The 13,301-nt window shown below is 71.9% G+C and carries 2 protein-coding genes; both read left to right on the forward strand.

Going from position 1 to position 13,301, the window contains the following annotated elements:
- Positions 1-15 precede the first annotated feature (15 nt).
- A complete protein-coding gene (locus ACWCXC_RS37055) occupies positions 16-10,794 on the forward strand; it encodes an amino acid adenylation domain-containing protein (RefSeq protein ID WP_450891777.1) in 10,779 nt (3,592 codons plus the stop codon).
- A 535-nt stretch (positions 10,795-11,329) separates the two neighbouring features.
- The coding region (locus ACWCXC_RS37060) for a condensation domain-containing protein (RefSeq protein WP_450891776.1) at positions 11,330-13,301 on the forward strand (1,972 nt) is incomplete at its 3' end.

Here is a 13,301-nt window from a genome sequence, read left to right on the forward strand (position 1 = left end):
CTGGACGCGGGGCGTCTGGTGGCGTGGTTGTCTGCTTCCCGGATCGATTTCGCCGAGATCACTCCTTCGTATCTTCAGGTCCTGATGGATGAGGGCCTGTTCGACACCGATCGGCATCCGTCTCGTATCGGTGTGGGTGGTGAGGCTGTTCCGGCGGCTCTGTGGGAGCGGTTGCGTGCTCTGGAGGGTGTGGAGGGCTTCAACTTCTACGGCCCGACGGAAGCGACGGTCGACACGTCCATCGCACGCCTGTCCGCCTGCGCGGATGTCGTGGTGGGCAGTCCGGTCCCGAACGCCCGGGTGTTCGTCCTGGACGAGTTCCTGCGGCAGGTCCCGGTCGGGGTGGCCGGTGAGCTGTATGTGTCGGGTGCGGGGCTGGCGCGTGGGTATGTGAACCGTCCTGCCCTGACGGCGGAGAGGTTCGTCGCGTCGCCGTTCTCGGGTCCGGGTGAGCGGATGTACCGGTCGGGTGACCGGGTGAAGTGGACGGCGGAGGGCCAGCTGGTCTTCCTGGGCCGTACCGATGACCAGGTCAAGGTCCGTGGTTTCCGTATCGAGCTGGGTGAGGTCCAGGCAGCGGTCGCCGCGCATCCGCAGGTCGCCCGGGCGGCCGTGGTCGTACGGGAGGATGCTCCCGGCGACCGGCGGCTGGTCGCCTACGTCGTTACCACCGGTGAACTCGCCGAGACGGTGGGCGAGTTCGTGGCGCGCAGGCTTCCCGAGTACATGGTTCCGTCGGCGGTCGTCGTGCTGGACGCGCTGCCGCTGACGGCGAACGGCAAGCTCGACCGTACGGCCCTGCCCGCTCCGGAGCATGAGACGGGCGGGGCGGTGCGAGGGCCGTCGAACGCTCGTGAGGAGATCCTCTGCGCGGCGTTCGCCGAGGTCCTGGGTCTGGACAGTGTGGGGGTGGACGAGGACTTCTTCGCCCTCGGAGGCCAGTCCCTGCTCGCCATCCGCCTCGTCGCCCTGCTCCGTAACCAGGGCGTCAACGTGTCGGTGCGAGCCTTCTTCCAGGCTCCGACTCCGGCCGGCCTCGCCGTCTCGACGGGTGCCGAGCAGGTCGCCGTACCGGCCAATCTGATCCCGGCCGACGCGACCGCGATCACCCCCGACATGCTGCCCCTCGTCGACCTCACCGCCGACGAGATCACGCGGATCGTCGCCACCGTCGACGGTGGCGCGGCGAACATCGCGGACATCTATCCCCTGGCCCCCCTCCAGGAGGGTCTGCTCTTCCACCACCTCCTCGCCGAGGGAGGCGACGACGCCTACGTCCTGCCGACCGTCCTGGAGTTCGACTCGCGCGAGCGTTTCGACGCCTTCGCGGACGCCCTTCAGCAGGTGGTCGACCGGCACGACATCTACCGCACCTCGATCGTCTGGGAGGGCCTGCGCGAGCCGGTCCAGGTCGTACGGAGGCAGGCGACCCTGCCCGTCACCGAGGTCACCCTCGGCGGCGAGGGCGACCCGGTGCGACAGCTCCTGACCGCCGCCGGCAACTGGATGGATCTGACGCAGGCCCCGTTGCTGCGGATGCACGCGGCCCAGGTGCCCGGTACCGGCCGCTGGCTCGGTCTGCTGAGGGCGCACCACGTGGTCCGTGACCACACCGCGCTGGAGATCGTCTTCCACGAGGTCCAGACGATCCTGGCCGGCCGGGGGCGGGAGCTGTCAGCGCCGATGCCGTTCCGGAACTTCGTCGCCCAGACCCGGGGCGCCGTCGCGCGCGCCGAGCACGAGCGGTACTTCACCGACCTCCTCGGCGACGTCACCGAACCCACCGCCCCCTTCGGCATCGCCGACGTACGGGGCGACGGCGCCACGTCCGTCCGCGTCGAGGTGCCGTTCGCGCCCGCCCTCACCACACGTCTGCGTGAGGTGTCCCGCCGGGCCGGCGCCAGCCCCGCCACGGTCATGCACCTCGTCTGGGCCCGGGTCCTCGCCGCGGTCAGCGGCCGCGACGACGTCGTCTTCGGCACGATCCTGTTCGGCCGCATGAACGCGGGTCAGGGCGCCGACCGCGTCCCCGGCCCGTACATGAACACGCTGCCCGTACGCGTCCGCACCGACGGGCCGGGTGTGCTCGCCGCCGTCGCCGCCATGCGCGGCCAGCTCGCCGAACTGCTCGAGCACGAGCACGCCCCCCTCGCGGTGGCGCAGCGCGCCAGCGGCATCGACGGCAATACCCCGCTGTTCACCGCCCTGTTCAACTACCGCCACCACGCCGACCTGTCCGGCGGCCGTGACGCCCCGCGCGAACTCGACGGCATCACCCTGCGGTTCGCGCAGGAGCGGGACAACTTCCCGCTCGCCCTCTCGGTCGACGACCACGGCGACAGCATCGGCCTGGCCGTCGACGCGGTCGCCCCGGTGGACCCGCGCATGGTCGGCCGCCTGGTCGAGACCGCCACGCACAACCTCGTCGCGGCCCTGGAGGCGGCACTCGACCAGGGCGAGGAACCGCGCCTCGGAGCCGTCCAGGTACTCGACGAGGCAGGACTGGACCTGCTCCTGCGCGAGTGGAGCACCACCACGGCCCGCACCGAGCCCGCACCGGTCCTCGCCCTCTTCGCCGAGCGCGTCGCCCGCACCCCCGACGCGGTGGCGCTCGTGACGGAGACGGGGGATCTCACCTACGGCGAACTGGACGCCCGCGCCAACCGGCTCGCGCACCACCTCACCGAGCACGGCGTCGGACCCGAGTCCGTGGTCGCGCTGTTCCTGGAACGCGGCCCCGACCTGATGGCGGCGCTCCTCGCCGTCCTCAAGGCCGGCGGCGCCTACCTGCCGATCGACCTCGACTACCCCGCCGAACGCGTCGCGTACATCCTCGGAGACGCCCGCCCCATGGCGGTCCTCGCCACCACCGCCACCCGGAGCAGGGTTCCCGCCACGGACGCCGCCGTCCTCGTCGTCGACGACGCCCGCACCCGCGCCGCCCTCGGCCGGCTGCCGGTCACGGCCCCCGACATCGCGCTGCGCGCCGAGCATCCCGCGTACATCGTCTACACCTCGGGATCCACCGGCCGCCCCAAGGGCGTCCTGCTCACCCACGGCGGCTTCGCCAACACCCTCGCGGCCGCCACGGAACGCTTCGGCACCGGGCCCGGCTCACGAGTGGCGCAGTTCACCTCGGTCGGCTTCGACGTCTTCTGCCTGGAGTGGGCACTCGCGCTCACCACGGGCGCCGTCCTCGTCCCCGTACCGGCGCACCGCAGACTCGGGAAGGAACTGACCGACTTCCTCGCCGAACAGCGCATCACCCACGCCAGCCTGCCGCCCGCCGTCCTCGCCGGCCTCGACGAGGAGGCGGTGTCCCCGCACCTCGTCATCGAGATCGGCGGCGAGGCGTGCGCCCCGGAGCTCGTCGGACGCTGGGCGCGCGGTCGCACCTTGTTCAACACGTACGGCCCGACGGAGACCACCGTCGACGCGACCTACTGGCGCTGCGAGCCGGACGCCGAGGCCGTGTCCATCGGCACGCCGATCGCCCGCACCCGCGCCTACGTGCTCGACGGCTCCCTCGCACCGGTCCCGGTCGGTGCCACCGGCGAGCTGTACGTCGCGGGCCCCGGCCTCGCCCGCGGCTACCTGGGACGTCCCGCCCAGACCGGCGAACGCTTCGTCGCCGACCCGTTCTCCACCGGCGGCGAGCGCCTCTACCGCACCGGCGACCTGGTGCGCTGGAAGGACGACGGCCGGATCGAGTACCTCGGCCGCGCCGACGACCAGGTCAAGATCCGCGGCTTCCGCATCGAACTCGGCGAGATCCGCTCCGTCGTCACCGCCCACCCGGACGTCGACCGCGCCGCCGTCGTCGTCCGCGAGGACAGCCCGGGAGACCGGCGGATCGTCGCCTACGTGGTGGCGCCCGGAACCCCCGGCCACCAGGCACTCACCACCGAAGTCGCCCGGTACGCCGCCGACCGTCTGCCGTCCTACATGGTCCCGTCGGCGGTCGTCGCCCTCGATGACCTGCCCCTGACCGCCAACGGCAAGCTCGACCACCGGGCCCTGCCCGCCCCCGACTACGGCGACGGCACGATCCACGGCCGGGGCCCGGCCGACCCGCGCGAGGAGATCCTCGCCGGGATCTTCGCCCACGTCCTCGACCGCCCCGCGGTCGGCGTCGACGACGACTTCTTCGCCATCGGCGGGCACTCCCTGCTCGCGGTCCGCCTCATCAGCCGCATCCGCACCGTCCTCGGCGTCGAGGTCCCCCTGCGCACCCTCTTCGAGGCCCCCACCGTCGCCGCGCTCGCCCGCCGGCTCGGCGGCGCCGAGACGGCACGCGCCGCCCTGGCGCCCCTGCCGCGCCCCGCACGCACCCCGCTGTCGTTCGCGCAGCGCCGCCTGTGGTTCATCGGCCAGCTCGAAGGCCCCGGCGCCACCTACAACATCCCCATGGGCCTGCGGCTCACCGGCCGCCTGGACCGGCCCGCCCTGATCACCGCCCTGCGGGACGTCATCGGCCGCCACGAGGTGCTCCGCACCCGCTTCCCCGTCGCCGACGGCGAGCCCTACCAGCGGATCACCGACCTCGACGACCTGGTCTGGGAACCGGCCGTCCGCACCGTCCGGCCGGAGGAACTCACCGTCGCCGTCGCCGAGGTGGCCCAGCACGTCTTCGACCTGGCCGACGAGGTCCCCATCCGCGCCGCCCTGCTCGAACTCGCCCCCGAGGACCACGTCCTCGTCGTCGTCGTGCACCACATCGCCACCGACGGCTGGTCCACCGGCCCCCTGGCCCACGACCTGTCCCTCGCCTACGCCGCCCGGTGCACGGGCCGGGCACCCGCCTGGGAGCCGCTCCCGGTCCAGTACGCCGACTACGCCCTGTGGCAGCGGGAACTCCTCGGCGACGAACGCGACGGCGACAGCGTGACCGGACGCCAGGCCGCCTACTGGCGCCAGGCCCTCGCCGGAGCCCCCGAAGAGCTGACGCTGCCCTTCGACCACACCCGCCCGGCCGTCGCCTCCCACCGCGGCCACAGCGTGCCGGTGGACATCCCCGCCGACATCCACGCGCGCCTCGCCGATGTGGCACGGGCCGAGGGCGTCACGACCTTCATGGTCCTGCAGGCGACGCTCGCCCTCCTGCTCTCCAAGCTGGGCGCGGGCACCGACATCCCGATCGGCTCGCCCCACGCGGGCCGCACCGACGAAGCCCTCGACGGCCTGGTGGGCTCCTTCGTCAACACGCTCGTCCTGCGCACCGACCTGAGCGGCGACCCCACGTTCCGGGACCTCCTCGCCCGCGTACGGGAGAACAGCCTCGCCGCCTTCGCCCACCAGGACGTGCCCTTCGAACGGCTCGTCGAAGAGCTCGCGCCCAGCCGCTCCCTGGCACGGCACGCCCTCTTCCAGGTCATGCTGACCCTGCAGAACACGGCCGACGCCGTCGTCGAACTCCCCGGCCTCGGCGTCCGCGCCCTCGGCACGGGCCCGGCGAAGGCCAAATTCGACCTCGACGTCATCGTCGGCGAGGCGTTCGACGCCGACGGCGCCCCGGCCGGCGTCCGCGGCGAGGTCACCGCGGCGGCGGAGCTGTTCGAGCCGGCCACCGTACGCCGGATCGTCGACGGCCTCACCCAGGTGCTCGACGCGGTCACCGCCGAACCCGGCACCCGGCTCAGCGCGGTCCCCGTCCTCGACGCGGCCGAGCGGCACCGCATGCTCGTCGAGTGGAACGACACGGCCACCGATCTCGCACCCGCCACGATCGGGGACCTGTTCGCCGCCCACGTCGCCCGCACCCCGGACGCGATCGCCGTGTCCGACACCACCGCGGAGATCACGTATGCCGAACTCGACGCCCGCGCGACGCGCCTGGCCCGCCACCTCACCGGCCGGGGCGTGGGCCCCGAGACCGTCGTCGCCGTCTGCCTGGACCGGGGCATCGACCTGATGACGGCCCTGCTCGGCGTGGTCAAGGCCGGCGGCGCCTACATGCCGCTCGACCCCGACTATCCCGCCGAGCGCGTCACCTACATGCTCGGCGACGCGGCCCCCGCGCTCGTCCTCGTCTCCGAGACCACGGCCGCCAAGATCCCGGCCACCCGCACCGACACGGCCCTGATCCGCGAAGCCCTCGCCACCGACCCGAACCCCACCGACCCGAACGCCACCGACCCGAACCCCACCGACCCGAACCCCATCGGCACGAGCACGGATGCCACGAGTACGGACGGCATGAGCGCCCCGGCCCTCCTGCCGGCCCACCCGGCCTACGTCATCTACACCTCCGGCTCCACCGGCCGCCCCAAGGGCGTCCTCGTGTCGCACACCGGGGTCGCGGCCCTCGTCCAGGGCCACATCCGGTCCCTGGGAGTCGGCCCCGGCGCCCGCGTCGCCCAGTTCGCCTCCGCCGGATTCGACACCTTCGGCTGGGAATGGCTCATGGCCCTCCTCTCCGGCGCGACCCTCGTGGTCGTCCCGCCCGAGCGCCGCCTCGGCGACGCCCTGCCCGCACACCTCACCGAGCAGCGCGTCACCCACGCCACCCTGCCGCCCGCGGTCCTCGCCACACTCGATGAGACCTCCCTTCCCGCGGACACCGTCCTCGTCATCGCCGGAGAGGCCTGCCCGCCCGACGTCATGGCCCGCTGGGCCCGGACCCACACCCTGTTCAACTCCTACGGACCCACCGAGACCACCGTCGACGCCACGTTGTGGCGCTGCGACCCGCTCTCCGAGGACGTCGCCATCGGCACGCCCGTGCTTGACACCCGCGTGTACGTCCTCGATGAGTCCCTGGCACCGGCCCCGGTCGGCGTCGCGGGCGAGCTGTACGTCACCGGCGTCGGCCTGGCCCGCGGCTACCTGGGACGGCCCGGCCTGACCGCCGAACGGTTCGTCGCCAATCACCTCGCCGACGACGGGTCGCGGCTCTACCGCACCGGCGACCGCGCCAAGTGGACGGCCGACGGCCGGCTCGTCTTCGTCGGCAGGACCGACGACCAGGTCAAGATCCGCGGCTTCCGCATCGAACCCGGCGAAGTGACCGCCGTCCTGGCGGAACACCCCACCGTCGCCCAGGCCGCCGTGATCGCCCGCGAGGACACCCCCGGGGACAAGCGCCTCGTCGCCTACGTCGTACCCGTCCCCGAGACCACCGCCTGGACCGCGTCCCACACCGACGCCCTCCAGGCCCACGCCGCCGCCCGACTGCCCGACTACATGGTCCCCTCGGCCGTGGTCGCCCTCGATGCCCTGCCTCTGACCGTCAACCGCAAGCTGGACCGCGCCGCCCTGCCCGCGCCCCACACCCAGGGCACCGCGACCGCCGCCGAACGAGCCCCGCAGGGACTGCGCGAACAACTCCTGTGCGGGGTGTTCGCCCAGGTCCTCGGCATCGAGTCCGTCGGCGTCGACGACGACTTCTTCGCCCTCGGCGGCCACTCCCTGCTCGCCGTCCGCCTCGCCAGCCGTGTCCGCGCCGTACTCGGCGTGGACCTCGACATCCGGGTGCTCTTCGACGCCCCGACCGTCTCCGCCCTCGCCGCCCGCCTCGACGACGCGGCCGGCACACGCCCCACCCTCACCGCCGGGGACCGCCCTCGGCGGGTCCCCCTCTCCTTCGCCCAGCAGCGCCTCTGGTTCATCGGCCAACTGGAGGGAGCGGGCGCCACCTACAACAGTCCGATCGCCGTCACCACGACCGACGACGTCGACCCGCACGCCCTCGACGCCGCCCTCCGCGACGTCATCGACCGTCACGAAGTCCTCCGCACGGTCTACCCGACGGCGGACGACGGTCAGCCCTACCAGGATGTCCGCCCCCTCGACACACTCGACTGGCACGCCGAGTTCCGCACCGTGGCACCCGAGGACCTGGCCACCGCCGTCGACACGGCCTCCGCCCACGCCTTCGACCTGTCGACGCAGATCCCGATCCGGGCGACGCTCTTCGACACCGGACAGGAACGCGCCCTTCTCGTCGTGGTGCACCACATCGCCAGCGACGGCTGGTCCCTTGCACCCCTCGCCCGGGACTTCTCCACCGCCTACGCGGCACGCGCCGCCGGCCGGGCCCCCGCCTGGCAGCCGCTCCCGGTCCAGTACGCCGACTACGCGCTCTGGCAGCGCGAACTCCTCGGCGACGAGAACGACCCCGACAGCGTCGTCAACCGCCAACTCGCCTACTGGCGCGAGGCCCTGGCAGCGGCACCGGAGGAGCTGGACCTGCCCTTCGACCGGCCGCGCCCGGCCCAGGCATCGCACCGGGGCCACAGCGTCCCGCTGACCGTCCCCCCGCACGTGCACGCCGAGCTCGTCCGGCTCGCCCGCGAGGAGGACGTCACCGTCTTCATGGTGTTGCAGGCGGCCCTGGCGACCCTGCTCTCCAAGCTGGGCGCGGGCACCGACATCCCGATCGGCTCGGCGAACGCCGGCCGCACGGACGAAGCCCTCGACGACCTCGTCGGCTTCTTCATCAACACCCTGGTCCTGCGCTCCGACCTGTCCGGCGACCCGACCGTACGGGACCTGCTGCACCAGGTACGCGAACGGAGCCTGGCGGCGATGGCCCACCAGGACGTGCCGTTCGAGAAGCTCGTCGAGGAGCTGGCCCCGGCCCGCTCCATGGCCCGCCATCCCCTCTTCCAAGTCGTCCTGACCAAGCAGAACACCGTGGAGTCCGGACTCGACGCGGCCGGAGCGGCCGTCGCGTGGACCGGCGGCATGTCCACCGGCAACCGCGCGGTGAAGTTCGACCTGGACGTCATGGTGGGGGAGACCTTCGACGCCGAGGGCGCCCCGGCGGGCCTCGGCGGCTCGGTCACCGTGGCCGCCGACCTGTTCGACGCGCGGTGGGCGGGCCGCATCGCTGACGCCTGGACGACCCTCCTGGAGGCGCTGCCCCAGGACCCGGGCCGCCGCCTGAGCGAGGTAGGCATCCTGCCGGAAGAGGAGCGTCGCCGGGTCCTGACCGGTTGGAACGACACGGCGAGCGATGGTCGGCCGGTCCTAGTCCACGAGCGGTTCGAAGCACGTGCCGCCGCCGCTCCCGAGGCCCCGGCGCTCGTCGCCGGCGGTACCTCGGTCTCGTACGCCGAGCTGGAGGCTCGGGCCAATCGTCTCGCGCATTATCTGATCGGTCAGGGCATCGGTCCGGAGTCGGTGGTGGGTCTGTGTCTGCCGCGTGGTGTGGACGTGATCGCGGCGATCCTGGGCGTGTGGAAGGCCGGAGCCGGCTATCTCCCCATTGATCCGGGGCAGCCGACGGACCGGATCGCGTTCATGCTCCGTGACAGCCGTGCCGCGCTGGCCCTGACGACGGAGGAGATTCTGGACGAGCTGCCCGCCGGCCGGTCGCGGCTGGTGGCGATCGACGACACGTTCGTGGAAATGCAGCTTGCCGCCGCGTCCGCGGAGCGCCCTGATCGTGAGGTCGATCCGCAGTCCCTGGCGTATGTGATCTATACGTCGGGTTCGACGGGCCGGCCCAAGGGTGTCGCGGTCACCCACGGCGGCCTGGCCAACTACACGGCCTCGGTCCCCGACCGCCTGGGCTTCGCGGGCGAAGGCGCCCGGTACGCGCTGCTCCAGGCCCAGGCGACCGACCTGGGCAACACGGTGGTTTTCGCGAGCCTCACCACCGGCGGTGAACTCCACATCCTGGACGAGGCGGCGGTCACCGACCCGAAGGTGGTGTCCGCGTACCTCACGGAACACCGGATCGACCACTTCAAGGCGGTTCCCTCGCACCTCGCCGCCCTCTCGGCAGCGGGCATGGAAGGCGTGCTGCCTGCCCGGTCGCTCGTTCTCGGTGGCGAGGCCGCTTCGACGGTCTGGCTGCGCGAACTGCTCGGGGCAGCGGGTGACCGGGAGGTCCACAACCACTACGGTCCGACCGAGACGACGATCGGCATCGCGACCACGCGGCTGACCGCCGAGGAGATCGCGGGCGGGACGGTCCCGGTCGGCACACCGATTGCCAATACCCGCTTCTACCTCCTGGACTCCCGCCTCCAGCCGGTCCCGGTCGGTGTCGCCGGTGAGCTGTACGTGTCCGGTGCCGGCCTCGCCCGTGGATATGTGGGCCGGGAGGCGCTGACCGCCGAGCGGTTCGTTGCCAACCCGTACGAGAGCGGCGAGCGGATGTATCGCACGGGCGACCGTGCGAAGTGGACGCAGGACGGTCAGGTGGTCTTCCTGGGCCGTGCCGACGACCAGGTCAAGATCCGCGGCTACCGCATCGAGCCGGGTGAAGTGCAGGGGGTGATCGCCGCTCATCCGCTGGTCGATCAGGCCGCCGTCGTTGCCCGCGAGGACACCCCGGGGGACCGCAGGCTCGTCGCCTACGTCGTCGCCGACGACCTGGAGCCGCAGGAGAAGGCCCACCTTGCCTCCACGCTGAAGGAGTTCGCTGCGCAGCGGCTGCCGGAGCACATGGTTCCGTCGGCGGTCGTCGTCCTGGACGCGCTGCCGCTGACCGGGAACGGCAAGCTCGACCGCAAGGCCCTGCCCGCACCCGACACGCTCACCTCCGGCGGCCCCTCCGGCCAGGGACGGGAGCCCGCCACCCCCCAGGAGCGCGCCCTGTGCGAGGCATTCGCCCAGGTGCTGCGCCTGGACGAGGTCGGCGTCGACGACGACTTCTTCATCCTGGGCGGCCACTCGCTGCTCGCGACCGAACTCATCGTCCAGGTCCGCGCGGCCCTCGATGTCGACGTCGAGATCCGGTCCCTGTTCAACTTCCCCACCCCCGCCGGTCTCGCGACACAACTCGGCACGCGGAAGTCGAACCGGCCGGCCCTGCGGTCGATGCGTGACCGGAAGGTCTCGTAACACGAAAAGCACGAGGAATCCAGTGCGTTCAAGCTGAACAACCACATACGCGTTGACAAGCGAATCGGCCGCCTTGTACGAGAAATCGGATGAGGCGGCCGAAACGTGTCCGGGGGACGTTCAACTGGTGCCCAGGGGCGGTTGAACGAGACCGAGTACCCCTGTCAGGGGTGGGTTTCCGCAAGCCCTTCGACCTGATCACGGCGTGAAGGCGGACGATTGATCGCCGGTGGGCGCTGGGTCATAGTGGTTCGCGCCATCACGGGGGAGTGACGCATCGAAAAGTCGTTCCCAGTGAATTCCCGTTCTTCGCATGCAGTTGCCGCAGAATCCCGCCAGAGGTCCTGCGGATCTTTATTGACCAGGTTCACCCGTGCACGCACGTGAATTCCCCAGGGGCATTTCAGGGACGTGCACACCACGCCGGCCTTGCTGCCGCACGAGATTTTTCCTCCGTGCGGAGCGCATGACGGCAGACGCTTGACAGTCAGCCTGTGCCGGCGTTGCGGCAGGGACGAAGCCAGGAAGGTTCCCGATGATTCCGTTGTCATTCGCGCAGCGTCGGTTGTGGTTCATCCAGCAGCTGGAGGGCCCCAGCGCGACGTACAACATCCCGGTCTCCCTCCGCCTGACCGGCGCGGTGGACCGGGACGCGCTGGCAGCGGCGCTGCGGGACGTCCTGGCACGCCACGAGGTCCTGCGCACCACCTTCCGCGTCGAGGACGGCGAACCCCACCAGCACATCCACGAGATGGACGACCTGGACTGGGCCCTGCGGTCGGTGGAACTCCCCGACACCGCGACCCCGGCGGACCTGGCCGGCGCCGTCGCCGGAGTCTTCGGGCACACCTTCGACCTCTCCACCGAACTCCCGGTACGGGCCTGGCTGTTCTCGGCCGGACCCGACGAGCACGCCCTCGCGCTGCTTGTCCACCACATCGCCAGCGACGGCTACTCCAAGCGTCCGCTCGCGCAGGACCTCTCCACCGCCTATGCGGCCCGGTGCGCGGGCGAGGCCCCCGCATGGGAGCCGCTGCCGGTGCAGTACGCGGACTACGCGCTGTGGCAGCGCGAACTCCTCGGCGACTCGGCGGACCCCGACAGCGTCGGATCCCGCCAGGTCGCCTACTGGCGCGAGGCACTCGCCGACGCCCCCGAGGAACTGGCCCTGCCCTTCGACCACCCCCGCCCGCCCGTCCCCTCCCATCAGGGACTCAGCGCCCCCTTCACCATCCCCGCCGACGTCCACGCACACCTGCGGGACCTCGCGCGCGCCGAAGGCGTCACCACTTTCATGGCCCTCCAGGCCGTCCTCGCGATGACGCTGTCGAAGCTCGGCGCCGGCACCGACATCCCCATCGGCACCGCGGTCGCCGGCCGCACCGACGTGGCCCTCAGAGACCTGGTCGGGTTCTTCGTCAACACGCTCGTCCTGCGGACGGACCTGTCGGGTGATCCGACCTTCCGTGAGGTCCTGAACCGGGTGCGTGAGACGAGTCTCGCGGCGATGGCGAACCAGGACGTGCCGTTCGAGAAGCTCGTCGAGGAGCTGGCCCCGGCCCGCTCCCTCGCCCGCCATCCCCTCTTCCAGGTCATGCTCTCCGTCGACCACGCCACCCAGGCACAGGTCGACCTCGGCGCGGTACGCGCCGGCTCGCTCGCCGACGTCGCCACCGACGACGTGACCGCCACCCTCAAGAAGATCGCCAAGTTCGACCTCGAGATCGCCGTCGACGAACAGGTCGACGCCGAAGGCGCTCCCGCGGGCCTGCGGGGATCCGTGATCGTCGCCGCCGACCTGTTCGAGCAGGACACCGCCGCCCGCCTCGCCGAGCGGATCGCCCGCGCCCTCACCGCGCTGGTCGCCGAGCCCGCCACCCGTCTCAGCGCCGTCGACGTGCTCACCGAGACCGAGCGCGACCTGCTCCTGCACCAGTGGAACGCCACCACGACCGACGTCGAAGCCGCTCTCGTCCCCGACCTCTTCGAGGCACACGCGCAGCTGACCCCCGAGGCCGTCGCCGCCGTCTTCGAGGGCACGGAACTCACGTACGGGGAACTCGACACCCGCGCCAACCGCCTCGCCTACCACCTCCTCGGCCTCGGCGTCGGCCGCGAATCGGTCGTCGGCCTCTGCCTTCCCCGCGGTTTCGACATGCTCGTCGGCATCCTGGCCGCCTGGAAGGCCGGAGCCGCCTACGTACCGCTGGACCCGGAGCACCCCGAGGAGCGCCTGTCCTACATCCTCCGCGACAGCGGAGCCCGTGCCGTCGTCAGCACCCGCGACGCCGCCGACGGCGCGGCCGGCCGGCTCGGCGTCGAACGCGTCGTCTGGCTCGACGACCCCGCCACCCTCACCGGCCTCGACCGCATGCCCGCCGTCGCCCCCTCCCGGCACACCCATCCCTCGAACCTCGCCTACGTGATTTATACGTCGGGTTCGTCGGGTCGTCCGAAGGGTGTGGGGGTGGGGCATGGGGCGTTGGCGAATGTGGTGTCGGTGTTCG

Source organism: Streptomyces sp. NPDC001515 (assembly GCF_053597115.1).